Raw genomic sequence first — 25,670 nt, 5'->3', positions numbered from 1 at the left:
AAGGCAAAACCCAGCAACTGATCACGACATCACACAGGCCCTAGCAGTCCAGGGCGGTGAGCCCGGCCCACGGGTCGGCGGGCGGGGCGGGCAGCGGGATGTACGGCGAGAGCATGTGGAGCAGGGCTTGGCGTTCGGTCAGCCGGGCACGGGCCCACTCGCTCATCCACCGTCCCTGCACGAGAAGTTCCTCGGGGTCACGGCGAAGCAGATCCCGGACCCGCCCGGCCGCGGCGCGCGGGGTGTCCATCAGGTGCAGGCCGCGGTCGGGACCCGGTAGCCAGCCAAGTCCCGGCTGGCGGGAGGTGACATGGACCCGGCCGGCGCACATCGCGATCGGCAGCCGGTCGGAGAAGTACCCGGTGTGCTTGCGATAGCGGTCCCAGCCGGCGCTGATCAACGCCCCTTCCATGACGGTGAGCTGCTCGGGGAAGGGGACGGGGCCGCGTGCGCAGGGGCCTCGCCATCCCCTGCCGTACACAGAGAGCCGCTCTCCCGCGACCTTGCGCAACTCCTTGACGAACAAAGTCCGTTCGCGATCATCGGGGATCAGTTCGATTCCCAGGTACGTGAGCCGCTTGCCGACCAGCGTCACTCCGCCCCCGGCCGGCTCCGGGCCGCGCGGTGCGGCGAGCAGATGCAGCGGCGCGACGTGCGGCACGTACCGCACCGGCCGGCCGCAGGCCCGACGCAGCATCGCGGCCTGCCCACCCGCGGCGACGCTGAAGACTTCTTCCGCGGCCCGCATCCACGCCAGGTTCCGCTCGCGCAACGGCTTGGTGAGCCCTCCCCACGCGTCGCCCTCCCACACCACGACCGGCGGCTCCCCGGCGGTCCGCAACCACTTCCGGACATGCCGGTTCGTCCACGGGAACGACTGGGGGGACTGGACGAAGACCAGGTCCGGACGGGAGGAGGGCAGTTGGTCCCCGGCGGCGGGGACGGCGCACGCGTACCGCAGCAGGCCCGCATCGGCGAGGTCCTCAAAGGCACGCGCGAAGCGGGTGCGCGGGCCGAAGGGCTCGGGTTCATTGCTGATCTGCAGTACGAGGGGCATGGTGGTCACGGGCGGCTGCCTTCCGTGGCGAACCAGCACGTGTATGCGGCGGCCACGTCCCGCAGCTCGAAGCGGCCCGCCGTCCGGTGGCGCCCCGCCGTCGCGAGCCGGGCCCGCAACTGCGGGTCGCAGGCCAGCCGGCTCATGGCGTCGGCCAGCGTCCGGGGCGAGTCGATGTCCACGGCGAGGCCGCCGTCCCCGGCGACCCAGGGTACGGCTCCACTGCGTTCGCCCACGATGACGGGGAGCCCCATGCCCATCGCCTCGGCTGTGATCATCGAGAACGACTCGATACGGGACGGGTGGACCAGGACGTGGGCCTCGGCGGCGATCCGGCGCAGCAAGGTGTCGTGCGCCAGCGGGCCGGCGAACTCGACCCCGACGGTGAGCCCGTGTGCGGCGGCCCACTGCCGGGCCGGTCCCCGCGCGTCGTGTCCGTCGCCGCACAGCAGCAGCCGGGCGTACGGGAGTTCGGCCCGCAGGAGCGCGAAGGCGCGCAGCAGCGTGGCCGTGTTCTTGAGCGGCCCCCAGCCCTGGACGGCGGTGGCGAACACCGGGGCGGCGTCGGGCGGCGCCGTGGCGCTGGGCAGATGCTCCATCCGCACCCCGTTGGGGATGACCTCGATGGGCCGTCGTACACCCAGCACCCGGCGCAGATGCCGCGCGGTGTAGGGGCTGTTGGCGCTGAGCGCGGTGGCGCGGTGGACGGCCGGGAGAGCCATGGAGTGACGCAGCCAGCGATAGGCGCTGCGCATCTCCCAGGCGTAGCGCAATGGGGTGTCGTGGGCGGTGACGAAGGAGGGCAGGCCGCTGGCGATCGCGGCCAGCGCGAACTCGTACGTCCAGTGGGCGCTGACCAGGTCGGCGGGGTGAGCCCGCATCGCGGCCGCGAGCCCTCGGCGTTCGGCGCGGAACAAGTCCTTCAGCCGGTGTCTGGCCCGCGCGCGCTGCGGTACGACGACGAGGTCGATGCCCTTGCCGCTGTACACCTGCCGCCCGGTGACGGCGCCGCTCAGGGCGTACACCGTCAGTCGGTGCCCCTGCTCCAGCCAGGTCCTGGCGAGCCAGCCGGTGCACGGTCCGCTGTAGACGGCGGGCAGCCGCGCGGGCAGCAGGTGCTGGAGGGGGGTCAGATCGACGGGGCCTGCGAGGCCGATGTGCATGGGTGGCTCCTCGGATGGGATCTGACGAGACCGTGGCGGCGGGCCGTGGCATAGACGGGCAGACGGGTGCGGAGCACGGCGCAGGCGAGGGCCACCGGGAGCATGGCGCCGAGGCCCAGCAGCAGCCCGTAGTGGGGGGGATGGGAGCGCAGGCCGAGCGCGGCCGAGAGACCGAGTGCGGTGCCGACCGTCGCGTGCACGGCGTGCGCGAAGAGCAGCGGACGTACACCGAGGACCTTGGCGCTATGCCAGTGGGCGAGCTGGACGAGATGACCGGCCAGCGGGGCGACCACGGTGGCGCAGGCGGCGAGGAACAGGCTGTGGTACGCCCGGGCGAAGCAGAGCATCAGCGCGGTCGCGCCGATGGCGGCGAGCTGGGCGCGCAGCAGGGCTCTGGTGTCCATGCGGACGGTGTCGACGGAGCTCGCGGTGGAGCAGAGCATCCACAGTGCGGCCCCGGCGGCGAGCACCGGAACCAGGCTCGAGGCCGTCTCCCAGGCCGGCCCCAGCAGCAGGAGCAGCGCGGCCGGCCCGAGACCGGCGAGCGCGCCCAGGCCCATCAGTCCCACGGCGGATGCCGAGCACAGCACGTCATGCACCGCCTGCGGAGGAATCCTCCCGGCCGCGCGGGCGTCGGCCAGCGCCGGGGTGACGGCCCGGTGGAGGCCCTGCGCGAGGACGGTCAGCGGGATACCGGTCAGGAGAGCGGCCCGTGAGTAGTGACCGGCCGCGGCGGCGCCGAGGGTGGCGCCCGCCAGCCACAGCGGGGCGTTGTTGGTGGCGGACTGTACAAGGCCGTACCCGGTGAAGAAGCCGGAGGAGCGGAGAAGTTCGCGGGCCGGGACGGGAGGGCCGACGGGCAGCCGTGCGGGCGCAGCGGGCACCGACGGTGCGCCGTGCTCCGTCGGCGCCTGCGCCGCGGACGCCGGGCGGGGACGCCGGCGCCACGGCCGTGCGGCGGCCGGGGAGGGGCGCCGTTCGGGTAGCAGGGCGCAGGCGGCCAGGACCAGGGTGCAGGCCGCGGACAGCGGGAACGCGGTGGCCAGGGCGTAGGGGTTCCAGCCCGCCAGCAGTAGCGTCAGCGCCAGGGCCGATCCCGTGATCTGGCCCGCCAGTTCGGCGCGTACCGCCGTACGAGGACGCTCCAGTCTACGCAGTGCAGCGACCGCCGCCAGCGCAGCCGGCTGGACCAGGAACTGCGCCGCCAGCACGCGCAGTATCCCGGCCGTCTGCGGGTCTTCCCAGACCGCCGTGAGCAGCGGGGCGGCGAGCAGCGCGGCGCAGAAACAGACGAGGCCGAAGGCGGCGGCGAGTGTGAAGACGGTACGCAACAGGCACCTGGTGAGCTGCTCGGCGCGCAGCACACAGGTGGCCAGGCCGGAGTTGGCGACGTAGCCGAGCAGGACGGTGACACTGCACGCGGTGGCGTACGCGCCGAAGTGGTCGGGGGACACCAGGCGCGCGGCGATCGCCGTGTAGCCGAGCTGGAACAGCATTCCGAGCGCGGAGCCGCCGTAGTTCCAGCCGAGGCTGCGCGTGGCTGCGCTCATACGCCGATGGCGTCCATCGCGGCGATCTCCTGCCAGGGGTCGGCGCGCGGTGCGGGCACGGTAGCCAGGTGGCGGGTGAGCATGTGCCGAAGCGCGTTGGTTTCGGTGAGCCGGGTACGGACCCACGTGTGCCCGGCGAGTCCGGCGGCATGCAGCTGTGCGGGGCCGGCGCGCAGCAGTTCGGTGACCCGGTCGACCGCTTCGGCGGGGGAGTCCACCAGGTGCAGGCCGCACTCCGGGCCCGGCAGCCAGCCGGTGTTCAGGGGCCTGGTCGTGACGTGCGGCCGTCCCGCGAACAGACTGATCGGCAGCCGGTTGGAGAAATAGCCGTCGCGGCCGGGGAAGTGGTCCCAGTTGGCGCTGATCCGGGCGGTGCGCAGGGCGTCCACCTGATCGTCGAACGGGACGGGTCCGAGTGCGCCACGGCCGCGCCACCCGTGGCCGTGCACGGCGAACCGGCAACCGGGCAGTCGCTGCAGGGACCGTACGAACCGCCGACGCTCCCGAGCGCCGTCGATCCGCTCGAACATCCCGAAGCGCACGAAGCAGCTGCCGATGTGCATCACGTCGTGTGCCGTGGCGTCGACGCCCGGGACGGGCCCGTCGTCCCAGAGGCGATGGGGCACGGTCTGCGGGATGTATCGCACGGGCCGCTGGGTGTACCTGCCCAGGAGACGGGCCTGGATGCCGAGGCCAGGGGTGAAGACGGTGTCCGCGTACCGCAACCAGGGCTCCATGGAGGGCAGGACGGGTTTGCGTCCGCCCCACGGGTCGCCCTCCCACATCACGACGGTCGGTGAGCCGAGGCGCCGCAGGAGGTCCGCCACATCCGCGTCGGTCCAGGGGAAGTTGCCCGGTGTCTGGACGAACAGGACTTCAGGGCGGGCCCGTTCGGCGGTCCGGAGGATTTCGGCCAGCGCGGCCGCGCGGCCTGCCGACAGCAGCGCCGCGGGGGCGAGCGGCACGTGGGTGAGCTCGCCGTCGATGGCCAGGGCACGGAACGCGCCGCCGAAGCTCAGCCGCGGACCTGGCGGTTCGCGGTCGTTGGTGAGGTGGAGGACGGTCGGCGGGGTCACCGGGCCACCTGCCCCTCGGGCAGCTGTGCGCCCAGCTCGGCGTCGGTCATGAGGCGGGCCAGGTCGGGGGTCAGCACGGTCGGCCGCCAGCCCAGCTCGCGTTCAGCCTTCGACGCGTCGCCGACCAGGTCCGGCACCTCGGAGGGCCTCAAGTAACGCTCGTCGAACCGTACGTGGCGCTCCCAGTCGAGGCCCGCGCGCTCGAAGCAGAAGGTGAGGAAGTCCCGGACGCTGTAGCTGGTGCCCGTGGCCACCACATAGTCGTCCGGCCGGTCGCACTGGAGCATCCGCCACATCGCGTCCACGTATTCGGGCGCGTAACCCCAGTCGCGGCGGGCCTCCAGATTGCCGAGGTGCAGGAACTCCTGCTCGCCGCGGGCGATCCGGGCCGCGGCCCGGGCGATCTTGCGGGTCACGAAGGTCTCGCCGCGCCGGGGTGACTCATGGTTGAAGAGGATGCCGTTGACCGCGTGAATTCCGTACGCCTCACGGTAGTTGCGGGTGATCCAGTACGCGTACACCTTGGCGGCGGCGTACGGGGAGCGCGGGTGGAAGGGCGTCGTCTCGGACTGCGGGGGCGCCGTGATCCCGTACATCTCCGAACTGGAGGCCTGGTAGAAACGGCACGGCAGACCGGTCATCCGGATGGCCTCCAGCAGCCGGGTGGTGCCGAGACCCGTGGTGGTGCCGGTGAACTCGGGCTCGTCGAAGGAGACGCGGACGTGCGACTGGGCAGCCAGGTGGTAGACCTCGTCGGGCTGGATGTGCTCCAGGAGGGCGGCGATCCGGGAGCCGTCGGCCAGGTCCCCGTAGTGCAGGCGGAGCCGGGCGTCCGGCTCGTGCGGGTCCTGGTAGAGGTGGTCGATCCGCTGGGTGGTGAAGGTGGACGAGCGGCGGATCAGGCCGTGCACCAGATAGTCCTTGGAGAGCAGGAGTTCGGCGAGATACGAGCCGTCCTGTCCGGTGATGCCGGTGATCAGCGCGGTTCTACGGGACATCTGACGGCTCCTGGGTTGCGGAGGTGGGGAAGGGGGTTCCGTGGAGCAGAACGCACCACACCACGGTGAGCAGCAGTACGGCGGCGGACAGTCCGCCGAGAGCGCGCAACGGAGCCTCGGTGGTGCACGCCACGATCAGCAGTGTCACCAGCGCGGTCGAGAGGCCACTGGTGTGCGCGGAGGCCCGCCGGGCCTGTACGACCAGGGAGCTCACCAGCAGACACAGCCCGGCGAACCCGATCAGACCGGACCCTCCGAGCGTTTGCATGACCTGGCTGTGCGCCTGGCCGATCCAGTGGTCCGTGGTGCCGAAGAGCTCCAGTCGGTGGGCCGGGCTGAACAGAGTGGGCCCGTAACCGAACAGCGGATTGCGCTCGAACTCGTCGTAGGCGAGCCGCCAGGCAAGGGTGCGGCCGTTGAAGTCCCCGTACATCGGATCGGCGGCGAGCCGGGCGAGCGCGGCCTGCACGGGGGCCGCCATCAGCACCATCAGCGCGGCGGCGCCCCCGAAGACGGTGAGCAACTGCCTGCGGAGCACGGTCCGGCCCCATGCGCCGTGAACGAAGAACACCGAGGCGGCGCAGATCCAGCCCGTTCTGGACTGGGTGAGCGTCAGGGCGAGGAGCGCGGCAGCCGCATGGATCGCACGGGCGCGCCACCGCCCCACCGGGGTGACTTCGAGGAGCAGAGCCGCCGCCATCAGGGGCCCCAGATGGTTCGGGTTGGGGGCAAGGCCCATGAACTGGCCCCAGCCGAGGCCGAGGAAGTCCCGCCCCCCGTCGCCGTGGGCGGGCAACAGGAAGGCCCAGCCCGGTGCGACCAGGATGCTGAGCAAGCTGCCCCAGACGTAACAGCGCAAGATGACGCGGAGTTGGCGCAGCACCTGGGGGAAGGGGCGGCGGGGGCACAGGTAGAGGGCGGCGAACAGCAGCGGCGCGAACACCACCGTCGCGTCCAGAGCGCCGTGCTCGCCGAACACGGCCGACAGGACGGGGCCCGCAGCGAACGCGACAGCGGCCCAGGCGAGCCCCTGGCCGGTCCTGGGTGGGCGCGCACCGGCCCCAGCGCCCTGGAACACAGCGCGGGTCACCAGGGCTGCCGCCAGGACGGACACCAGCAGGATCACGCCCTGGGAGAAGAGCAGTCGCAGGCCGGAGAGGGGTTCGCCGGTTGCCGTGCCGAGCCCGTGGTAGAGATGGGGGACCAGGGGGGCCACCGCAATGGTGCCGAGCCCGGTGATCCACAGCAGCAGGGCGCCGCCCCCGGCGACCGGCGCGATCGGCCCGGTCACCGCGGGTACTCCCCGCCCCCCACGCGCCGCCCGGCCAGTGCCAGCGCCACCGTCTTCAGGTACGGCGAGACCATCAGCAACGGCGCCCATGGCCATGCGTGCCGTCGGCAGTACACCCACCATTGGCGGGGCGGCAGTTCGCGCTGCGAGGTGACGCGGCGCAGCGCCTCGCGCACCCCGATGCCCGGTTCGCGGGAGCCGGTGTCCGGCGGGTTGCGGTCGCAGCTGCCCACGTGGCGTGGGCTCACATAGGCGGGGATGCCGGCCCGACGGGCGCGGAAGCCGTGGTCGTAGTCACCCATGCCGTGCCGGAAGACCTTGTCGATGTCACCGATCCGTTCATGTACTGCGCGGGGCAGGAGCACCACATTGCCGTTGTACGTGTCACAGGGCTCGGGCCGTCCTGTGGGCTCGACCAGGGTGAGTGCGCGGCCGCTCCGTCCGGAGTACGTCGTATGCACGCCGTTTCGCGCGCGCACCGCGCCGACGACGACGGCGCCGGGCCCGACGGCCCGTACGGTGTCGAGCAGGACGGCGAGGGCGTCCCGGTCCAGCACCACGTCATCGTTGAGCCAGAGCTGGTACTCCCAGGGCGGCAGGCCCGCGGCGTGGCTGTTGCGGCTCGCGATGCGCATGCCCTGGCCCCAGTAGACGTCGTCGCCGGCCGTCACCACCTCGACCCGCGGGTGCGCCTCTCGGACCGCCTCGGGTGTGCCGTCGGTACTGCCCGCATCCACGAGGTGGATCCGCACCTCCGTGTCCTCGGGCAGTCCGCGCTGCAGGTGGAGGGCAGAGAGGGCGGACAGGGTCTTCTCGCGGCGGTTGTGACTGGTGATCAGCACGGCGATATGGGCTGGCAGCACGAAGGGCTCCTCCGGTCAGGCTCCCATGGTTGCCAGACAAACCAGACAAATTAGTCTAACCTGGCCGGGCGCGCTGCCCGAACGACCCGATGAGGTGCACATCTTGGAACTTCGCAGCATCCTGAGAGCGCTGGCCAGGAGCTGGCCCGTCGTGATCGTCTGCACCCTGCTCGGGGTCTCTGCCGGCTGGGCTGCCACTGCGCTCTCGACCCCCGTCTACCAGGCGCACGCCCAGCTGTTCGTCTCCGCCCGGTCCGGCGGCGAAACCAGCGAGCTCCAGCAGGGCAACAGCTTCTCGCTGGCCCGGGTCCAGTCGTACGCATCGATCGTGACCAGCCGTCAGGTCACCCGGCACGTCGTCTCCTCCCTCGGCCTCGACACCACGCCGGACGAACTCGCCGGCCGGATCACCGCGGAAGCGCCGATCGGCACCGTGCTGGTCAACATCACGGTCAGGGACACCGAGCCGCGTCGCGCGGCAGCCGTCGCAGATGCGGTTGCCTACCGCTTCAGCGATGTCGTCGAGCGCCTGGAGACCCTCGACGCCCCGTCCCCCAACAGGGTGGCCAAGTCCCCGGTGAAACTGGGCGTCACCCAGACGGCCTCGGTCCCCTCGGCCCCGGTCAGCCCGCGTCCTGCTCTCAACCTTGCCGCGGGCCTGATCGCCGGTCTTTTGCTGGGCGCGGGGGCCGCCCTGCTCCGGGAGACCCTCGACGTCACCCTCAAGTCTGCGGACGCCCTGGCTGCCCTCACCGGCCTCCCCGTACTCAGCTCGATTCCCTTCGACAAGGACAGCCCGCAGCAGCCGCTCGCCGCCGGTGCCGCAAGGCACTCGGCGCGGGCCGAGGCATTCCGTCATCTGCGGACGAACTTGCAGTTCGCCCAGATCGGCGACCGGCCTCGGGTCATCGTCGTGACCAGTTCGCTGCCCGGCGAAGGCAAGACCAGCACCGCGGTCAACCTCGCCTTCTCGCTCACCGAGGCCGGCACCTCCACCTGCCTCGTCGACGCCGATCTGCGCCGCCCCTGCGTGGCCGGCACCCTCGGGCTCGTCCAGGATGCCGGCCTCACCAGCGTGCTGATCGGCCAGGCGCGGATCGGGGATGTGATGCAGACGGCGGGCGGGCTCTCCGTCCTGACCAGCGGCCCCGTCCCGCCCAACCCCACCGAGCTGCTCGCCTCCGACCGGATGGCGGAGTTGCTGCGCGAACTCGCCGCCGGCTACGAGGCCGTGATCGTCGACACCGCCCCGCTGTTGCCCGTGGCCGACACGGTGGCCCTCGCCACTCTCGCCCACGGCGCACTCCTGGTCGTACGGGCCGGAAAGACCCCGCGCGACCGGGTCGCGGCGGCCACCGAAGCCCTGCGTACGGTGGGGGTGCGGACCCTCGGCACGGTCTTCAGCATGAGCCCGAAGCCGAGGCAGGGGGGATACGGATACGGATACGGCGACCCGTCGGCCGCACTGACCCCGCCGCCGCGTTCATGTGCCGAGGACGAGCTGTCCCACGGAGCAGCGCTGCTGCGGGGTGGGGTCGAGTGACGCGCCCGGACGGCATCCCGCGGTATCGGGGAGACCTGCCCATGGATGACGACGACGCGGCTCGGCTGACCATCCTGTTCATCTGTACGGGCAATGTGCACCGCTCCCCCCTGGCCGAACGGCTGCTGGCGGCCAGGCTCCCGGAAGCGCGGGTGGGCAGTGCGGGCACCAGGGCCCGGCACATCGCGGGCATGCATCCGGCGACCGGTTCCGTGCTGAAACAACTGGGCGGGAACAGTGCGAGGTTCACGTCACGGCTTTTGAGGCCGGAGCTGGTTGCGGAGGCCGATCTCGTACTGGGTCTTGAGCGGGAGCACCGGGAGACGGCCGTACGGCTGTGGCCGGTGGCCCTGCGCAAGTGTTTCACGGTCAGGGAGTTCTTGCGGCTGGCCCAGGGGGAGACGGTCCCGCCCCGGGAAAGGATCGCCCGGGCCGCGGCCGCCCGCGGCAGTCTGGCGCCGGTGGAACGGGCCGCAGACGGGATCGCAGATCCCTGGGGTGCCTCGTACGACGTACTGCTGACGTGCGGGCGGGAGATCGACGAGGCGGCCGCGGAGCTGGCCGGGCTGCTGGCGGAGGGGCAGCCCGTAAGGCCAACTATCGGTTGTGACTGATTCCCGATCGTCGTTGCCCGAGTAGTACGGGGTGTCGGCGGCGATGCGGTCGATCGGCAGCAGGGTGCCGTCCAGGATCACGAATGCCTTCGTCCGGGCGGTCTCCATCGCCTCGGCCAGGGTCGGTGCGGGAGCGGCCAGGACTTCGATGGCCTCGCGTATGTACTGGTAGACGGTCGCGATGCCGATTCCGAACCCGGTGGCAAGCTGGGTGTAGGTGTCTCCGCACCGCAGGTGGGCAGGGCAAGCAGGGCCTGACGGACGGCGGGCAGTCGTCGCCACCGCGTACCGATCTCCCGTTGCCGAACTGTGAGCTGCTCGGTCAGGTGCCGCAGGGTGCTGCTGGACAGATCGATCGAGGACGGGTAGACAAGCACGCGAAGCTCCTGGCGGACATGGGTGATCTTGGTCGAGGACCCGTCTACCAGGAGCTTCTTCGTTCCGTACAGCCCTTGACCCCCAGCCCGGCATCGCGGGCAGGTTGGAAAAAGGCTCCACCACAACCCCTGCCGGGGCCGCGCCGGGATCGGTGTGGCCGGGGGCCCATTGCCGCACACGACCCCCGGTCCGGGGTTTTGTCCTGGGGTGGTTGGGGAGTATCGGCGTGCAGCCGGGTGCGGATCATGTTCTCGGCAATGTCTTGCAAGGGGTTGGGCATGGCTCAGGGGACTGTGAAGTGGTTCAACGGGGAAAAGGGCTTCGGTTTCATTTCTCCGGATGAGGGCGGTGCGGATGTCTTCGTTCACTTCAGTGCGATCCAGGGCTCCGGGTTCAGGAACCTGGAGGAGAACCAGCGGGTGGAGTTCGAGATCACCAACGGGCAGCGTGGTCCGCAGGCCGACAAGGTGAGGGCCCTCTGACTGCTGTCGACCTGGTTCCGCGGCAGCGGGACCAGGTCCTGGGGCTGTCCCTCCTGGCCGGCACCGTGGTGCCGGGCAGCGCGTAGCGGTCAGGAGCACTTCGCCCGGCATCGCCGCGTCGTCGGCTGCTTGACCGCCGCTGGGCCCCGCGTTCCGGGGGATCGATTCCGTGTGGGTGGCAGGTGGCTACCTCGTGTGGGTTACACGTCGTCAGTGCCCGTTCGTAGCGTCCGGCCACGACGATTCCACCGCCCGCGGGCGGTGCCTCCTCAAGGCGGTGGCCTTCCGCCGGCGCCGTCCTGACTGCCGGGGCCCGGCGTCGGCACGGAAGCCGGCAACGCCGGCACGGCGATCGACCAGCGGCTGCGGCTGGCCTTCACCACGGCTGCGCCCGTGGACCTGGCCACCGAGGCCGGGATCGACCTCACCGGCGGAATCGGCCGGGGCGCGGGCCTGCGGATGCGTGCGGTAGGCAACGAACTCGCCGCGCGCCTGGCCGAGACCGTGCACCGGCTGGACCTCGACAACCGCGCGTTGCCGATGGACCGCGCCCACGACGAAGAGGAGGACCTGGCCCGGATGCTGCTCGCCGCAGCCTGGTACCAGGTGATGGTCCGCAGCCCCTACGGATTCACCTACACCCAGCTGTACCTCACCGCACTCCAGGATCCCGGCGGCTTCACCTACGTTCTGCAACCCCAGGTGCCGCGGCCGCGAACAGACCCTGCGCCGCAAGGGCCTGCTCCCCGGCGGCCCGACTCCGTTGCTGCCCGAGTCACGTGATTACCCGACAAATAATCAGTATGGGGCAATTTCCTGCAAGACCCCTATGTGCCTCAGACATGATGCGCTGTCATATTCCTGCCAGATTGCCCCGTTCATCTCGTTGCACCCATCAGGGGAAGGCAGGAAAATGGGCAGGTTCAGGTACGGAACCACGGCGTCGGCCATCGCGCTGGCCGCCTTGGGATCGCTCGCGGCCGCGGGAGGCACGGCTCACGCGGAAGCGGGTCAGGACACCATCAGCATGCTGAAGCAGGAGAAGACCCAGTGGTGCTGGGTCGCCTCCGGGCTCACCATCGCCAAGTTCCAGGGCTTCGGCTCCACACAGACGGACTTCTGCAACCGGGCCCAGCCCTACTACGGCTGCAACAACCAGCCCGCCACGCTCGACGACATGGCCAGGGGCTGGAGCAGCCTCGGCATGACCCACACCGGCTCGGGCCTCAGCAGCGCGGCCACGTTCAACCAGGTGTACACCGACGTCAAGGCGGCCCGGCCGATCGGTGCCCGCATCGGGTGGACGTCCGGTGGCGGCCACATGAACGTGGTCTACGGCTTCGACACGTCGAACAGCACGATCGCCGTGGCCGACCCGTGGCCGGACACCACCACGTACACGTGGTGGAACTACAACGACTACGTGAGCAACAGCTCGTCCAAGTGGACCCACTCCCGCATCGGTATCTCCCGCTAAGGCAGGCGACATGCGCGACACCAGCGGCACCAAAATGTCCAGCAAGCGGGCGGCCTCTCGCTTCTCCCGTCTGTCCATCGTCATCGCAGTGAGTGCATCCGCGCTGCTGTCCGTCGTCGGTCCGACGCACGCGGTCCCGGCCAAGGACCCTCTCCCGGCCGACATCCCCGACTACCAGGCCGCCCTCAACGCGGTGAAGTCCACCGACGTCCGCAACACCGTCTGCCGCTTCCTGCGCACTCCGGTACCCACCGGCGGCGCCGGCGAGCCGGTGCAGGCGATCCCCGAAACAGCCGAGCCCTGCCAGGGCCTCCCGGTCTTCACGATCAAGGACCCGGTGGCACTGAACGAGATCACCCCCGGGTTCGTCGCAGGCACCGCCCAGCCACTGCCCACCGAGGCGATCAAGCTGACGCAGCTGGTCTCCTCGCTGAGCACCACCGTCAACGGCCGCAACGCCACCGTCATGCTCGCCCCCACCCAGGGCGGCGGCTGGCACCTGGCAGCCGTGCGCGACGGCGACAGCGACGCCGCATACGCCAGCAAGGCCACCGTGGGCACGCTGGTCTTCACCGAGCCGCAGATCCGCGGCTGGTACCAGCTCAAGCTCACCACCGTCGAGCCCCTCAACGACCAAGCCCGGCAAGGACTCGGCGGCCAGGCGTCGGTGTCGCTCACCGACTACCAGAAACTGGTCAAGGCCCGCTACGCCGACAAGCTGCCCGGCTCGGAGTACGACGCAAAGGGCTACTCCAGCGGTTACAGCCTCCAGGGCACGGAGGACGACGCCCCGTCCTCCACGCTGCTCCTTGCCGGCAGTTCCGGCACGGCACTCGCCCTCGCCGGCGGAGCCGTCGTGCTCCGCCGGCGCCGGCGCGCAAGCACCCGCTGAGCCCAACCCCGTACGCCCCCTCGCTCCGCCCTGGCAGCCGGCCGGGACGGAGCAAGTCCCCGTCCAGCCGGACCGCCACTACGGTCCGGCCATCGCAGAGGGGCTATGGGTTGTGCCTGTCCAGGCGCGCCCTGATCACCGTCGCCGGCCGTACGGACGACCTCGCGGAGTGATCCCCGCCGACTCGCCACGCTCGCTCACAGCGACCTCCAGCCCCTGGACGGACGGTGCGCGCGCTGGTTTGCCAGGCCGTCCGCGACGTCCGCACCGCACCGCCCCGCACCCGCCGCCCGCCGATCCGCCGACGGATCCCGCGCTCGCCGCGCTGCGCGCCGTGGTCGACGAGCTCTTCCTCTCTGCGCCGGCACGCTCTGCAGCCGCACCCCGGACCTCACTCGAAGCGGTTCGGGTGTCCCGCTCCGGGTGGGGCTCGGTGACCGCCGACCAGGGTCCCGGGGTCCTCCCGGGGAGTGAATTCGGCCCCCGCATACGCGTACGCGGCTCGTGTGCCATTTTCCCAACACGCTCCGAAAACAGGGATATTGACAGAAATCGGGACTGTCGCCCACACCCCCGTTCCATAGCGCCTTCTCGCATGGAGGGCCAGACGGCGTACCCCGCTCGCCGTGGTGATGGTGGCGTCTTAGCGTGGAGGAGCCCGGGGCCCTGGCCCCGGCCGGGGCCTCTTGCCCGGCCGTCCGATACGGATCCCGTGTCGGCGGCAGGGCTCTGTGGTCGTGGCGGGCCGCACAGCCGCACACACAGCACCGGTGTTCGCACCGGTGGTGGGACGGGTCCGCCCAGACCCTTCGAGGACTACCCGGTGGAGCTGCGCGAGAGTGGGGGTGAGGCCGGTGACTGTTCCCGCCTCACCGGCAGCGGCGCCACCTCTACATCCCGGCGCCACGGCGCGCGTGCTCCGAGGGGGAGCCGGCTCAGCGCGCCCGTACGTCCACGACCACCGCAATGTCCGGGTCCTCCGCCCGGTCGGTGCGCCGGGCCCGGGGCGACGCGACGCGGCGCGCGAACCGTGCTGCGGATGCGGTTGCGCGCCATGTCGGAGACCACGCCCGGGCATAGGCGAGCGGACGATTCGCTCGCCGGACACGGTCCCAGTGGTGCCAGCTCGGCGTAGTGGCGTTCGAAGAAGTCGTGGAACTCAGCGGATGCGTCGTCGAGGAGCATGTGGGGGTGACCTCCTCTCCAAGTTGTTAGCGTTAACATAATTGCCGCAGCTTGGCAGCTTGGCAGCTTGGCAGCTGGCGGCCGAGGCGACCGGCTCTGAGTCAGTCGCCGAAGGCGGCGACGAACGTTCGCCGGCTCCGTCGGAACATTCGTGGCGCTGCCCGGTGGCACGGCCGCAGCTGCCCCTGTCCGCTACGAGGCCGAGAGCTCCCGAATGCGTACCCGACCAGGTGGCTATCCCGACGCTGGACTCATTGAGGAGACCTACCGCACATAGAGGCCCCGCATTCCCGGACGCGTCGCAAAGGCGGCTCTTATCCTTGATGCCGGCCTCTGGGAGGAGGTCTGAGGCAATGGTGAGCTTCTCTCACCTGTGGTCTGAGCATCAGCACATTCATCAGTCTTCTAGCGGGCGTCGTCCATGTGCCGGCACCGCAGTGGTCTGACGGAACGTACGTCGGGCCCACTCCGACGCAGACGCTCGCCTGGGCTGTGCGCGGCGGCACTGGCAAACGCGAACGCCGGATTCTGCCCGTCATCTCCCGCAAAGGAGCCCCGGACATCAAGGGCAAGGGCGCGCAGCCACTTTGGGACGATATTGCTCGCCGTGAACGGACGAGCGGCGGGCCCCCGTAGCGTGCGGAGCCATCGGGACCGCACGCTCGTGCATGCCGACTGGCGATCATTGGTTGATCATGGCTAGCTTCGGGATCGAATTTGAGCCAAGTTGACCCAGAAGGATCGTTTCATTCCCCGCAAACCGGCCTTAATCGCGGCCCGAGGACGGCTACGCGGGGTTGCGGATTGGCCGGGGTGGGCGCACGTTTTGGAGCACCAAAGGGTGGGATCGGTTCGGCGTCCGTCCCCGTGGCAGCAGTGGATCGTCAGCCTATGGGCCGTCTCGGAGGGAGAAACCATGCCTCAGGAACTGACATTCGCGATCCTCGTCCAGTCCCCGATCAAGGGGCATGACCCGGACGCGCCAGAGACCCGCCACGGGATGATCTCGAGCTCGTGACGGGGCGTCACCCGTACGTATCGCTACGGTGCCGGGACTCCGGCGCTCTGCTCGTCGTGCTCGCGCAGCATCTGCATGTCCTGGTCACGCAGACGCCTCCGCGTGACCATGGGCATGCACGCCGCAGAGCTGCTGCGGACGTGGCGAGTACATGGGAACCAAGGCGACATCGGCGATGCACAACGCGCCCTCACGAATTCCCCTATGTGCAGCACGTTCACTTCCTCGCCCACGGCACGCGGGTTCTGCCGGCCCCTGTAACTGCTCAGGGCACGCCGGGGCGACACGCAACACCGATGCGCGCCGAAAGAGAAGCAGGGATCTCATGACAGTGCAGGCCATCAAGCTGCCCATACTGCGGATGCCGTACCCGGTGCGGGTGAATCCGTACCTGCTGGCCCTGCGCGAGGAGACCGAGACGTGGGCGCGAGAGATGGGCATGCTGGACAGCGGCGAAGCACCGTCGGCCCGCCGGGCGATCTGGACCCTGTCCCAGTTCCACGCCATGGCCGTTGACCAGCTGACCGCCTGGGCTCTTCCTGACGCCTCACTCACCGACCTCCGGCTCAATCACCGGTTCAACCTCTGGGCTCTGGCCTGGGACGACTACTTCGCCTCCGCCTTCAAACGGACGGGCGACCTCACAGGCGCACAAGCCTTCACCGCCCGCCTCCATGCCTTCCTGCCGCCGGAGCCGGGCGCCCGGTTGCCGGAGCCGACCAATGCCGTCGAACGGGGCATGGCCTACCTCCAGCAACGGCTGTTCCCCCCGAGAATGGCGCACTGGCAGCAGGGGCTCAACCGTGCCCTGGCAAGGTACATCGACGCGGGAGTTCAGGAACTGGCCAACAGCCGCGCCGGCCGTGTCCCGGACCTCATCGAGTATGCCCAGTTCCGCCGTGAGAGCTTTGCCGCCTATACCGCCCCCTATTCCGTCGAACTCTCCACTGGCGCACGGATCCCTGAGCAGATCCGGCACAGCCGAGCCTTCTGCGCATTGCTCGACGCCTTCATGGACTACATGGGAATGGCGAACGACATTGCCTCCTATCAGCGGGAAGTCCATGACGAACACGACGTCAACAACCTCGTCATAGTCCTCCAAACATCCCTGAGCATCACCGTCCAGGAGGCGATGCGTGCGGCCGCCGATCTGGTGACCGCCCGACTGCGCCACTTCGAGCACCTCATACGGAGCGAACTGCCCCCGGTCGTCCAGCGAGCCGGGTTGAACCACGGCGAACGGATCGAGCTGGAGGCGTGGCTCCGGGGAGCCTGCAGTTTCCTGTCCGGCCTCCATGCGTGGTACACCGGGGCGCCCCGCTACGCTCCGGCAGACGGTCCGTTCCGAGAGCAACAAACTTCCACCGCCGCTGCGCCCACCGGCGAGCGGTATGTCTCAGCGTCATCAGGCCTCACAACGTCGACGCACGCGTGAAGGGCGCCGTACGACGAGCGCGACGTGGGCGCCGAGTGGTTCATCGTGGTCCACCTGTCCGCACTGGATACGCGGCAACTACGACCGGGCGAGCGCTGCCCACCGGGCGCTGCACCGCGGAGAGAGTCCCGCCCGGCCGCAGACGCCGAACGCCTGGGCCGGGGAGCTGTGGACGACCTGCTGTTCCCGCACAGCCGCTTTCGACTCAGGAGCCGCGCCCGACGGTACGAGCACTTGGCCGGTGCTCGCCCAGCTCGGAGGAGGCTGCCGACCCACGCCGTCGGGCAGTCTCCTCGGCTGTGGTGCTCGGCTCTGATGCGAGCTGCGAGGCCTACAGCCTCCGCAGAAACCGCCTCAGCCGCGCCCGCCACGAGGTGCGGGGTTCGGTTAGGCGCGACAACTCGGGCTCGGATACCGGCCATTGGGACGCCGTCGGAATACTGCTGCTCGGCGGGGGCGCGGCCGGCAGCGGTGTCAGCACATCATGGGCTTCCCGACTGCGGGACGCGAACTTCACGGGCAGCGCCGTCAGATGCCGGGACCAGGTGGAGGAGCGCCAGGTGAGCTCTTCCTCGGGCACCGCCAGGCTGATGTCGGGAAGCCGGGTGAGCAGGATGTCGATGCCGGTATCGGCGATGACACGGCCGATGTCCTGGCCCGGGCACTCATGGGCGCCGGCGCTGAAGGACAGGTGCGCGCGGTTGTGGTGCACGCGGGTCGAGGGGTCCGGGCGGACCACCTGATCGACGTTCCCGGCGGCCAGGCCCAGCAGGAGCATGTCTCCCGCCTTGATCTCCTGTCCTCCGAGAGAGGTGTCACCGGTGGCCCAGCGGCCCGGGCACACCATCAGCGGTGGCTCGTCCCAGAGCACTTGCTCCACTGCTTCAGGCAAGGTCATCTGGCCGCCGGCCAACGACCCGCGGAACCGCGGGTCGGTGACCACCATTCGGAGCACGTTGGACATGAGATTGGCGGTCGTCTCATAGCCCGCGAGCAGGATGAGGCGCAGGTGGTGCTGAACCTCCTCGTCCGTGAGGCCGGCCGGGTGGGCCATCAGCACGGATGCGATGTCCTGCCCGGGCAGGGCGCGCTTGGCGACGACAAGCTGCTCGAGGGTCTCCAGCACATAGGCGTTGCTCGCGAGCGACGTTTCGGTGCCCTTGAAGAGGTCCCGGGCGGCGTGCACGAGCTTGGGGCCGTACTCGTCCGGCATTCCGAGCAGGTGGGTGAGAACGAGCATGGGCAGGTGCTCGGTGAACTGACCGACCAGCTCCGCGTTGCCCGTTTCGCAGAACTCATCGACCAGCTGGTGCGCGAAGCGGGTGATGTGGCGGCGGATTCCGCGTTGGTCGAACTGGTTGAGGCCGGCCGTGACCGCGCCGCGCAGGCGCTGGTGCTCTTCGCCGTCCGCACATACGCAGTCGGGTCGCCAGCCGATCATCGGCACCAGCGGCGAGGTGGTGGCGTCGATCTCGCCACTCTTCCAGCCGTGCCAGGTGCGGGGGTCGCGGGAGAACTGGGTGGAGCGGCTGGCCACATCACGGTTCTCGAGGTATCCCAGGACGAGCCAGGCCCGTACATTCCCGTCGAGCAGGACGGGCGCCACCGGACCATGGGCGGCACGCAACTTTTCGTACAGGCCCATGGGGTCGGTCTCGGCAGCGGCGCCCCAGAGCGGGGTCGCTGCGTCGAGTCCCGTGGCGGTGTGGGCCGGACAACCCGGGGGCGGGGTGAGCCCTGGTTCCGTGGTGGTGTGGTCAGTGGGTGGGACGGTCATACGGTCTCCTGAGCGGCGGCGAGGGTGCACAGGTAGCCCATCAGCGAGAGCAGGGCGTCGCGGCTGGACGACCGGTCGCGTGCGTCACAGGTGATGATGGGCACCGATTCGTTGAGCGCCAGAGCAGTACGCAGGGCTGGTACCGGGTGCTGCGGCGCCTCGGGGAAGGTGTTGACGGCCACGACGAAGGGGACGCGGCGGTCTTCCAGACGGGTGATGATCTCGAAACAGACTTCGATCCTCCGGGTGTCGACGAGGACCACGGCACCGAGCGCGCCTTCGAAGATGCCGTTCCACAGGAACCAGAAGCGCTCCTGTCCCGGCGTCCCGAAGAGATAGAGGATCAGCTCCTCGTTGATGGTGATGCGGCCGAAGTCCAGAGCAACGGTCGTGGTGTTCTTACCTTCCGCACCGGGATTGTGGTCGATCCCGACGCCGGCCTGAGTCATGGTTTCTTCGGTGGTCAGGGGCGGGATCTCGCTCACCGCCCCGACCATGGTCGTCTTGCCCACCCCGAAGCCGCCGACAATCACGACCTTGACTCCCCTGGCGCCGTGCGGCAGCAGCACGTCCGAGCGGCGGGGGCGGGCGGCGGGTGCATCAGAGCCTGCGTAGTCCATGGATCACCGCCTCCAGAAGGCCAAGTTCGGGGACCGCCGCGACAGGAACGGGAGCAGTAGCCTGAACTCGCTCGTTGTCCACGAGCTTGGAGAGCAGCACCGTGATGACGCTGAACGGCAGGCTGAGATACGCGGAAATCTCGGCCACCGACAGCGGGTATTGGCACATGGTGAGGATGGCTGCCTGCTCGGGCTGCATACCGGGTTCGGGTGCGGACCTCGATGCGACGAGGGTGACCAGGTTGAAGGCTTTGGCTGAGGAACCTGGGCCACCGGAGATGACATAAAGCGGCACGGGACTGCCTTCGTCCCATGCGTCCTGGTTCTGTGACGTCACATCGCCTGCCCGACGTCCTCACGAGGCGGGCTGGTCATGTGCTGGCCGATCCGGACCACCAGCGTACGCATGCGGTCGCCCAGCAACCCCGCGTCCACCTCCGCATCGGCCAGCACCGCGAGATAGGCCCCGGGTCCGGCCGCCATGAGGGAGAAGTATCCGCCGTCGACCTCGATCCCGACCATGTGGGTCGAGCCGTCTCCGTGCGGGAACTTCTGTGCGATGGCCTTCGCCAGGCTTTGGATGCCCGAGCAGGCAGCGGCGATCGCGTCAGCGGTGTCGGGCTCCGTGTTCGCTTGACCGATGCACAGACCGTCCGACGACAACACGACCACGTGTCGCACGTACGGGACGCTGGCTGCGAGCTCCTTGAGCATCCAGTCCATGTTGGGCAGTGGCGGCACGGTTACTCACCCTCGTCTGATGGCTCGTTGGTTCGAATGGAAGGGCCCGTACTCGGTCTCTTTTCGCCGCTGAACGCCTCCCACATCAGGCCCGGCTGCCGAGGTGCGCCGGCCGTTCCCGGGGTGGCGGCCGGAGCGGCCGGGGGATGGGGGGTCGTGCGGACGACCGGTGTCGGGACGGGCGACTCGCGTCGCCGTTGAGGCAGTCCGTTCACCGTCTTTCCGGCCTCGACGGAATCTGCTGCGGCATCGCGCGTCATCGTCGGCCTCGGCACGGCCGGTGCGCCCGTGGGCCTCGGCGCGAACTGTTGGACTTTCGACGCAGGCTGCTGAACTGTGGTGATCAGGCGCCGCGGAACGAGCACGACTGCCCGCACGCCTCCGTACGCGGAGGTGCGCAAGTCGACGTCGAGGCCGTGCTCGCGGGCCAGCCTGCTGACGACGGGCAGGCCGAGCTGCGTCGCCTCGCCCAGGTCGGCCAGATCCATGCCGGATGACCCCTGGGCCATGACGCGGTCGATGCGCTGGCGGGCCTCTTCGGTGAGCCCGACCCCACGGTCCTCGATCTCGATCGCGACACCGGAGGGCACCTCGCTCGCGGTCACCTCGACCGGGGCGTGCGGCGGTGAGAAGGTCGTGGCGTTGTCGAGCAACTCGGCGAGCAGGTGGATCAGCGGCTCGGCTCCCTGGCCGATCACAGCCACCTCTGTCACCGACTGCAGCTTCACGCGGGGATAGTCCACGATGCGTGACATGGCCCCTCGCACGATGTCGTAGAGAGGAATCGCTTTCGACCACTGACGACCGGGCCGGGCGTCACCCAGTACCGCGATGCTGGCCGCAAGGCGCCCGATCAGGGCATTGCGATGGTCGATGTCCTGCAGGCCATGGGAGACCACTACATCCGTACCGTGCAGGATCTGCATGTCGCGCAGGTCCTTGGCGAGCTGATGCACGATCGCCTGGACCCGCCGGGCGATCGCCACCAGTGCCCGCTGCGACGAGTCGCGTGTGCGTTCCTCGGCATCCACGGCTTCCAGGAGCGTCCGCAGAGCTGCCCGGAGCGCTTCGGCGAACTCGCTGTCGAGATGTTCCCCGAACGGGACGGACTGAAGGATCTCCGAAACGGGCTCACCCTGCTGCAGGCGGGCGACAGCCGCGGGGAGGAGCTCTTCGGCGAGCCATACAGTGGTGGCCCGCTGATCGGACAAGCGCGCGAACAGTGCGGTCTCGCGTTGCGCGTAGTACCGCTGTACCTCGGCATTCGCCCGCGCGTGGCGGGCCGCCTCTGCCGAGTGCGTCCGGCGCGCCGTCTCAGCCGAAGTGATGGCCGTCAGGACGACCGCGACGAGGCCGCACCAGGCAACCGGCGTGCGTATCTGCGCGGAAACACAGATCAGCGCCACGACGCAGGCCCCAGCCAGGACACCAGGGGGGATTAGCCATGCTGGAGCCGTTGCACGTGGCAGCGCTCTAGGGGTTGAACCTGCACGAACCATCGAAGGGTCCCTAAACAGTCTGGAATTAGTGGACTGGGCGTGATGCGGTGCGAAGACAAGAACGGTCGGGACTTCGCTCGGCCGGGCAAAGATGTTCCAATGGGTGTGCCCGATGGGCCGGTTCGAGATCGCATCGGTGGTCACGCCTCTCTGTGGCCAGGCTCCGTCTGCGCGCAATGCGACGTTCGACTCGCGGTGAGTGCAGCGCAACACGCGAGGCGAGCATAGTCAGTTCGGGTACGCCAGGTGGCCTTGACTGGAGCGAAAAGCTCCGTTGATCGATCTGGACCCATAGTTGATCGATCACCGCCATGACACACACTGCAAATGGATGGAATCGACTGCATCCAGCAGCTTGCTGCTCATGGCTCCCAGCTCTGGCCTCCGCCGCCTCTAGGACCGTGCGTGCCATGGAGCAAGGACGCCTCTGCAGGCACGGCATTGGCGTCGTCGTACGTCACCTGTCTGTCGGGTGGTGAGGGGGGATCCGTGATCCTCTGGCCCGCCATTCGCTGTCGGAAAAACCTCCTCCGCGAATGGCGCCGCACTGCGCCTGTGCTGCGTGCGGCTCAGCCCGTTCTGAGGAGGTCGTCGGCGGCGTTCTTGGACAGTTCGACCCTCACCAGGGCGGCTGCCAACCGCGGCAAGGTCTCGGTGTCCACCAGGCGGGCGAGGCGGTCGGGCGAGGTCGGGAGGCCGAGCTCGGCGGCGGCCTCGCGGGCGCGGTCGTCGAACGACGGGCGCAGCTCTGGCCATACGGTTTGGGCCTCGCGGCAGAAGATGTTCGCTCCCACCGGCCCGATCCTCGGGATCTCCCGCAGCAGTTCGCGGATCCGGTCGGGATCCCGGCCGGCGGCCTCGCGGAGCCGGCGCAGGTCGCCGCGGTACCGGTCGAGGACGAGTTCCGCTCCGCTGCCCAGCGCGGTGGCCGTGCTCTCGTCGTAGCGGCGGTAGTGAGCGCGGACGAGCGCGTCCACCCGATCCTGCCAGGAGGCGTCCGCCATCGCCCGGGGTGTCCGCATCCCGGCTCCGAACAGCTCGCGGGCGGCGGCTACGGCGATGTCGGCCTTGATGCGTACGGAGAAGAGCACGCAGAGGGTGAGCAGTTGGTAGAGGGGCGCGGGTGTGTTCCGCAGCTTGATGCCGGCTTCCTCGGCGTGTGTCCGCCCGTACGCGTCCATCAGCCTTCGTACGGTCGTGTGTGGTCGCTGTGTCATGGCGTCGGGTTCGTTTCGTCAGGTCAGTGCGGTGAGCAGGCTGTGGGCCCTGCGCAGGGAGCGGGGCCTGGGAGGATTTCGCCAGGGGTCTTCCTTGAGCAGATCGTCGACGGTGGGGAGGGTCCAGCGTCGGGCGGTGAGGTCGGGGTCGTCGAGGTCGCTCCAGGACAGTGGGGCGGCGACAGGGGCACCGGGGCGGGCGCGGACAGCGTAGGGGGCGACGGCGGTCTGCGCGTAGGCGTTGCGCCCGATGTCGAGGTAGAGGCGTCCGTGGCGGGCCTTCTTCCTGGGCTCGGTGGTGAACCGGTCGGGGTTGCGGGCGGCCAGGACGTCGGCGACACCGCGTGCGAAGGCCCGTACGTCGTCGAAGGGCGCGCGGCCGTCGAGGGGGACCACGACGTGGAGGCCGCGGGAGGCTGTGGTCATGAGCAGGGACGGCAGTTCCAGCTCGTCCAGGAGCCGACGGAGCCCGAGCGCTGCGTCCCGCACCGGAGTGAAGGCTTCGCCGGTCGGATCGAGGTCGAACACCAGCCGGTCCGGATGGTCGGGCCGGTCGGCCTTGGACAGGAAGCGGTGCGAGGTGGTGCACGCCTGGTCGGCGAGGTGGAGCAGGGTGGCGGTGTCGTCGCAGATCACGTAGGTGACGGTGCCGGTCTCTTTGGGCAGTTCGGCACGGTGGATCCAGTCGGCGAAGTGGTCCGGGACGTTCTTCTGCATGAAGGCCGGGCCGTCGATCCCGTCGGGATGCCGTTCCAGCATGAGGGGCCGTCCGCGCAGGTGGGGCAGCATGCGCCGGGCGACCGTGCGGTAGTAGTCCGCGAGGTCAGCCTTGGTGATGCCGTCACCGGGGAAGAGGACCTTGTCCGGGCGGCTGATCTCGACGGTGCGGCGGCCGGCTCGTATGCGCTCCGGCGGCGCGGGCTGGTCTTTCAAGGTCATCTGGCCCTCCCGGCCGGTTGCTCGCGGACCACCTCGGCCGCCGGTTTGTCGTCGCGCAGCCCCAGGTAGCGGGGGTGGCGCAGCAGGCCGGCGGTGGTCCATTCGGTGAAGGCGACCTGCGCGACCAGCTCGGGGCGTACCCAGTGGACGGCCCGCTCCCGGACCTCGCCGGCGGGCAGCGGCGGCTGTTCCTGTGCGAGTTCGTCGAGACGGTGGCGCAGGTTTCGGAGGGTGGCGGTGTCGTAGCCGGTGCCGACCTTGCCGGCGTAGCGCAGTCGGCCGTCCTGGTGGTAGCCGAGGAGCATGGCTCCGAAGCCGACGCGCTGGCCGGCCGGTTCGGTGAATCCGCAGATGACGAGCTCCTGGCCGCCCGAGCACTTGAGTTTGAGCCAGTCGGTGGACCGGCGGTGGGCGTACGGTGCGTCGGCGCGTTTGGCGATCAGGCCCTCCCAGCCGCGGGCGCACGCCTCGTCGAGGAGGGCGGGGTCGTACCCGTTGCGGTGTGGGGTGAAGCGCAGAGGCGGGCGGAAGTCGAAGGCGTCGCGCAGCAGTGTCTTCCGGGCGCGCAGGGGCAGCCGGGTGGTGTCGTACCCGTCCAGGAGCAGCAGGTCGAAAAGGTAGTACGTGACGCGTACGGCGGTGGCGCGTACGGCTTCGGGGGCGGTGAGGCCCATGCGCTGCTGGAGGAGTGCGAAGTCGGTACGGCCGCGCCGCAGGGCGACCAGTTCGCCGTCCACCGTGAAGTCGGGACAGTCCTGGGACGCAAGGGCTTCGACGACTTCCGGGTAGGTGGCGTTCAGTGGCCTTCCGCTACGGGAGAGCAGCCGGGGCTTTCCATGGCGGCGGGAGGCGAGCACTCGTACGCCGTCCAGTTTGCGGTCGAAGACCCAGCCTTCGTCGAAATCACGGCGTGCGCTGAGGGTGGCGAGCATGGGTTCTCCCGGCGCGGCTGGTCCCGGGCGCAACAGTCGGTGCTGCTCCTGCGGAAGCCGCTCCAGGGGCGGGGTCACGGATGTTCGCCCTGCCTTGGGCCTGCGTCGGCGGCGACCTGGTGGAGGGTCCGGCCGGTACGGACCGACCTCGCCCGCCGGGGGTTGGGTGTGCCGGTGGCGGCGGCCCGCTCGTCGGCGTGCTTGACCAGCAGCCAGGCCTCCTTGCCGCTGTCCGCGTCGTTACGGATCCGGGTGAGCGAGTAGCCGCCGTGCAGCTTGCGGCCGTCGAGCCGGAACGAGGCATGCCCCTGCTCCAGCGCCTCGGTGAGCGGGATCTCGCGGCCGTCGTGGTCGGCGGTGGCGTTGCGGTACGTCCCCTGGTCCCAGACGATCACCGTGCCGCCGCCGTACTCGCCTGCCGGAATCGTGCCCTCGAAGTCGCGGTACTCCAGCGGATGGTCTTCGGTCGGTGTGGCGAAGCGCTTGTCGTGGGGGTCGTTGGAGGGCCCCTTGGGCACGGCGAAGGATTTCAGTACGCCGTCGGCTTCCAGCCGGAAGTCGAAGTGCATGCTGCGGGCGTCGTGGATCTGCACCACGTACGAGGGCTTCTCGTCGGACGGTTCTTCGAGTCTTCCCTCGGGCTCGGCCGTCCTGGAGAAGTCACGTCGCCGGTGGTAATGAGCCAGTGATCTCTTGGCTGTCATCACAGCCTCCTCACACCGTCGGCCAAGGGGCCCACCTACCAACGCGGCTACCCGGCATCGCGCCCGTCATCCGCAGCGACCCTCCGTCGTACACCCGCAGGGCGACGAGTAAGCCATTCCGCCAGGAGACCCGCGTGGACGGTGTCGACGAGGCGTTTCTTCGCCCATCTGCACACCGTGCCGTGGCGAATAGCCGCGCGTGGGCTGCTTGGCGGA

23 protein-coding genes and 2 pseudogenes are annotated in these 25,670 nt (G+C 69.7%); 7 read left to right on the top strand and 18 right to left on the bottom strand.

What is annotated here, in order from left to right; all coding sequences use genetic code 11:
- Positions 1-40 precede the first annotated feature (40 nt).
- Genes ACGFYQ_RS32175 through ACGFYQ_RS32145 form a run of 7 tightly spaced genes read right to left on the bottom strand, consistent with a single transcriptional unit; the run spans position 41 to position 7,998 of the window.
- A complete protein-coding gene (locus ACGFYQ_RS32175; protein WP_393749702.1) occupies positions 41-1,066 on the bottom strand; it encodes a hypothetical protein in 1,026 nt (341 codons plus the stop codon).
- Positions 1,063-2,220, bottom strand: coding sequence for a glycosyltransferase family 4 protein (locus ACGFYQ_RS32170; protein WP_393749701.1), 1,158 nt, complete (start codon positions 2,218-2,220; stop codon positions 1,063-1,065). The genes ACGFYQ_RS32175 and ACGFYQ_RS32170 overlap by 4 nt, the downstream gene beginning before the upstream one ends.
- The gene (locus ACGFYQ_RS32165; RefSeq protein WP_393749700.1) at positions 2,187-3,770 is read right to left on the bottom strand and encodes an oligosaccharide flippase family protein; all 1,584 of its coding nucleotides are present in this window, start codon (positions 3,768-3,770) and stop codon (positions 2,187-2,189) included. Before ACGFYQ_RS32165 ends, ACGFYQ_RS32170 begins: the two co-directional genes overlap by 34 nt.
- A complete protein-coding gene (locus ACGFYQ_RS32160) occupies positions 3,767-4,846 on the bottom strand; it encodes a hypothetical protein (RefSeq protein WP_393749699.1) in 1,080 nt (359 codons plus the stop codon). The genes ACGFYQ_RS32165 and ACGFYQ_RS32160 overlap by 4 nt, the downstream gene beginning before the upstream one ends.
- On the bottom strand, positions 4,843-5,844 hold the full coding sequence (gene gmd / locus ACGFYQ_RS32155) for a GDP-mannose 4,6-dehydratase (RefSeq protein WP_393749698.1): 1,002 nt from the start codon (positions 5,842-5,844) through the stop codon (positions 4,843-4,845). The genes ACGFYQ_RS32160 and gmd overlap by 4 nt, the downstream gene beginning before the upstream one ends.
- Entirely contained in the window at positions 5,834-7,135 is a 1,302-nt protein-coding gene (locus ACGFYQ_RS32150) for an O-antigen ligase family protein (RefSeq protein WP_393749697.1), read from the bottom strand. The genes gmd and ACGFYQ_RS32150 overlap by 11 nt, the downstream gene beginning before the upstream one ends.
- Positions 7,132-7,998: a glycosyltransferase family 2 protein gene (locus ACGFYQ_RS32145; RefSeq protein ID WP_393749696.1), complete on the bottom strand. Its 867-nt coding sequence runs from the start codon at positions 7,996-7,998 to the stop codon at positions 7,132-7,134. Before ACGFYQ_RS32145 ends, ACGFYQ_RS32150 begins: the two co-directional genes overlap by 4 nt.
- Before the next feature lie 103 nt (positions 7,999-8,101).
- Here ACGFYQ_RS32145 and ACGFYQ_RS32140 point away from each other — a divergent pair, with 103 nt between their 5' ends.
- On the top strand, positions 8,102-9,541 hold the full coding sequence (locus ACGFYQ_RS32140) for a polysaccharide biosynthesis tyrosine autokinase (protein WP_393749695.1): 1,440 nt from the start codon (positions 8,102-8,104) through the stop codon (positions 9,539-9,541).
- 41 nt (positions 9,542-9,582) lie between these two features.
- Positions 9,583-10,155 (top strand): low molecular weight phosphatase family protein, encoded by a 573-nt coding sequence (locus tag ACGFYQ_RS32135; RefSeq protein WP_393749694.1) that lies wholly within the window; start codon positions 9,583-9,585, stop codon positions 10,153-10,155.
- Here the strand turns inward: ACGFYQ_RS32135 and ACGFYQ_RS32130 are convergent.
- A pseudogene (locus tag ACGFYQ_RS32130) lies at positions 10,063-10,532 on the bottom strand (transposase family protein); the annotation flags it as partial. The gene ACGFYQ_RS32135 and the pseudogene ACGFYQ_RS32130 sit on opposite strands and share 93 nt — an antisense overlap.
- Positions 10,533-10,811: 279 nt before the next feature.
- On the opposite strand from ACGFYQ_RS32130, the gene ACGFYQ_RS32125 reads away from it, so the two are divergent.
- From ACGFYQ_RS32125 to ACGFYQ_RS32110, 4 genes are all read left to right on the top strand, one after another.
- Positions 10,812-11,015 carry a cold-shock protein gene (locus ACGFYQ_RS32125; RefSeq protein ID WP_393749693.1) on the top strand — a complete coding sequence of 68 codons (204 nt, stop codon included), beginning with the start codon at positions 10,812-10,814 and terminating at the stop codon, positions 11,013-11,015.
- Positions 11,016-11,408: 393 nt separating this feature from the next.
- Positions 11,409-11,798, top strand: a complete 390-nt coding sequence (locus ACGFYQ_RS32120; RefSeq protein ID WP_393749692.1) for a hypothetical protein — start codon at positions 11,409-11,411, stop codon at positions 11,796-11,798.
- A gap of 130 nt (positions 11,799-11,928) precedes the next feature.
- On the top strand, positions 11,929-12,492 hold the full coding sequence (locus ACGFYQ_RS32115) for a papain-like cysteine protease family protein (protein ID WP_393749691.1): 564 nt from the start codon (positions 11,929-11,931) through the stop codon (positions 12,490-12,492).
- Positions 12,493-12,502: 10 nt separating this feature from the next.
- The gene (locus tag ACGFYQ_RS32110) at positions 12,503-13,384 is read left to right on the top strand and encodes a hypothetical protein (RefSeq protein WP_393749690.1); all 882 of its coding nucleotides are present in this window, start codon (positions 12,503-12,505) and stop codon (positions 13,382-13,384) included.
- Between the two features lie 909 nt (positions 13,385-14,293).
- On the opposite strand, the pseudogene ACGFYQ_RS32105 reads toward ACGFYQ_RS32110, so the two are convergent.
- A pseudogene (locus ACGFYQ_RS32105) lies at positions 14,294-14,569 on the bottom strand (SigE family RNA polymerase sigma factor); the annotation flags it as partial.
- A 1,343-nt stretch (positions 14,570-15,912) separates the two neighbouring features.
- Here ACGFYQ_RS32105 and ACGFYQ_RS32100 point away from each other — a divergent pair.
- The gene (locus tag ACGFYQ_RS32100) at positions 15,913-17,025 is read left to right on the top strand and encodes a hypothetical protein (RefSeq protein WP_393749689.1); all 1,113 of its coding nucleotides are present in this window, start codon (positions 15,913-15,915) and stop codon (positions 17,023-17,025) included.
- Positions 17,026-17,356: 331 nt separating this feature from the next.
- On the opposite strand, the gene ACGFYQ_RS32095 is transcribed toward ACGFYQ_RS32100, so the two are convergent.
- From ACGFYQ_RS32095 to ACGFYQ_RS32055, 9 genes are all read right to left on the bottom strand, one after another.
- Positions 17,357-18,802 (bottom strand): cytochrome P450, encoded by a 1,446-nt coding sequence (locus ACGFYQ_RS32095; RefSeq protein WP_393749688.1) that lies wholly within the window; start codon positions 18,800-18,802, stop codon positions 17,357-17,359.
- Entirely contained in the window at positions 18,799-19,422 is a 624-nt protein-coding gene (locus ACGFYQ_RS32090) for an ATP/GTP-binding protein (RefSeq protein WP_393749687.1), read from the bottom strand. Before ACGFYQ_RS32090 ends, ACGFYQ_RS32095 begins: the two co-directional genes overlap by 4 nt.
- Positions 19,403-19,759: a DUF742 domain-containing protein gene (locus ACGFYQ_RS32085; protein WP_393749686.1), complete on the bottom strand. Its 357-nt coding sequence runs from the start codon at positions 19,757-19,759 to the stop codon at positions 19,403-19,405. The genes ACGFYQ_RS32090 and ACGFYQ_RS32085 overlap by 20 nt, the downstream gene beginning before the upstream one ends.
- Positions 19,756-20,145, bottom strand: coding sequence for a roadblock/LC7 domain-containing protein (locus ACGFYQ_RS32080; RefSeq protein WP_053788756.1), 390 nt, complete (start codon positions 20,143-20,145; stop codon positions 19,756-19,758). The genes ACGFYQ_RS32085 and ACGFYQ_RS32080 overlap by 4 nt, the downstream gene beginning before the upstream one ends.
- Before the next feature lie 20 nt (positions 20,146-20,165).
- Positions 20,166-21,569, bottom strand: a complete 1,404-nt coding sequence (locus ACGFYQ_RS32075) for a sensor histidine kinase (protein ID WP_393749685.1) — start codon at positions 21,567-21,569, stop codon at positions 20,166-20,168.
- Positions 21,570-22,231: 662 nt separating this feature from the next.
- Positions 22,232-22,879: an endonuclease gene (locus tag ACGFYQ_RS32070; RefSeq protein WP_393749684.1), complete on the bottom strand. Its 648-nt coding sequence runs from the start codon at positions 22,877-22,879 to the stop codon at positions 22,232-22,234.
- Between the two features lie 18 nt (positions 22,880-22,897).
- Positions 22,898-23,818, bottom strand: coding sequence for a non-homologous end-joining DNA ligase (ligD, locus tag ACGFYQ_RS32065; protein WP_393749683.1), 921 nt, complete (start codon positions 23,816-23,818; stop codon positions 22,898-22,900).
- The gene (gene ligD / locus ACGFYQ_RS32060; RefSeq protein WP_393749682.1) at positions 23,815-24,750 is read right to left on the bottom strand and encodes a non-homologous end-joining DNA ligase; all 936 of its coding nucleotides are present in this window, start codon (positions 24,748-24,750) and stop codon (positions 23,815-23,817) included. The genes ligD (ACGFYQ_RS32065) and ligD (ACGFYQ_RS32060) overlap by 4 nt, the downstream gene beginning before the upstream one ends.
- 74 nt (positions 24,751-24,824) lie before the next feature.
- Positions 24,825-25,454 carry a DNA polymerase ligase N-terminal domain-containing protein gene (locus ACGFYQ_RS32055; RefSeq protein WP_393749681.1) on the bottom strand — a complete coding sequence of 210 codons (630 nt, stop codon included), beginning with the start codon at positions 25,452-25,454 and terminating at the stop codon, positions 24,825-24,827.
- Positions 25,455-25,670 lie beyond the last annotated feature (216 nt).

Source organism: Streptomyces sp. NPDC048258 (assembly GCF_043201995.1).
Taxonomy (GTDB): domain Bacteria; phylum Actinomycetota; class Actinomycetes; order Streptomycetales; family Streptomycetaceae; genus Streptomyces.
Note: the sequence above shows the minus strand (reverse complement) of the source record. Positions and strands in the feature narration are given on the sequence as shown.

What these genes read in the sequence shown, in the direction of transcription:
- ACGFYQ_RS32115 (WP_393749691.1), top strand. Translation starts at nt 11,929, where the DNA reads ATGGGCAGGTTCAGGTACGGAACCACGGCGTCGGCCATCGCGCTGGCC.
- ACGFYQ_RS32165 (WP_393749700.1), bottom strand. Translation starts at nt 3,770, where the DNA reads ATGAGCGCAGCCACGCGCAGCCTCGGCTGGAACTACGGCGGCTCCGCG.
- ACGFYQ_RS32095 (WP_393749688.1), bottom strand. Translation starts at nt 18,802, where the DNA reads ATGACCGTCCCACCCACTGACCACACCACCACGGAACCAGGGCTCACC.
- ACGFYQ_RS32070 (WP_393749684.1), bottom strand. Translation starts at nt 22,879, where the DNA reads ATGACACAGCGACCACACACGACCGTACGAAGGCTGATGGACGCGTAC.
- ACGFYQ_RS32170 (WP_393749701.1), bottom strand. Translation starts at nt 2,220, where the DNA reads ATGCACATCGGCCTCGCAGGCCCCGTCGATCTGACCCCCCTCCAGCAC.
- ACGFYQ_RS32135 (WP_393749694.1), top strand. Translation starts at nt 9,583, where the DNA reads ATGGATGACGACGACGCGGCTCGGCTGACCATCCTGTTCATCTGTACG.
- ACGFYQ_RS32110 (WP_393749690.1), top strand. Translation starts at nt 12,503, where the DNA reads ATGCGCGACACCAGCGGCACCAAAATGTCCAGCAAGCGGGCGGCCTCT.
- ACGFYQ_RS32090 (WP_393749687.1), bottom strand. Translation starts at nt 19,422, where the DNA reads ATGGACTACGCAGGCTCTGATGCACCCGCCGCCCGCCCCCGCCGCTCG.
- ACGFYQ_RS32125 (WP_393749693.1), top strand. Translation starts at nt 10,812, where the DNA reads ATGGCTCAGGGGACTGTGAAGTGGTTCAACGGGGAAAAGGGCTTCGGT.
- ACGFYQ_RS32055 (WP_393749681.1), bottom strand. Translation starts at nt 25,454, where the DNA reads ATGACAGCCAAGAGATCACTGGCTCATTACCACCGGCGACGTGACTTC.
- ACGFYQ_RS32080 (WP_053788756.1), bottom strand. Translation starts at nt 20,145, where the DNA reads ATGGACTGGATGCTCAAGGAGCTCGCAGCCAGCGTCCCGTACGTGCGA.
- gmd (WP_393749698.1), bottom strand. Translation starts at nt 5,844, where the DNA reads ATGTCCCGTAGAACCGCGCTGATCACCGGCATCACCGGACAGGACGGC.
- ligD (WP_393749683.1), bottom strand. Translation starts at nt 23,818, where the DNA reads ATGACCTTGAAAGACCAGCCCGCGCCGCCGGAGCGCATACGAGCCGGC.
- ligD (WP_393749682.1), bottom strand. Translation starts at nt 24,750, where the DNA reads ATGCTCGCCACCCTCAGCGCACGCCGTGATTTCGACGAAGGCTGGGTC.
- ACGFYQ_RS32100 (WP_393749689.1), top strand. Translation starts at nt 15,913, where the DNA reads ATGACAGTGCAGGCCATCAAGCTGCCCATACTGCGGATGCCGTACCCG.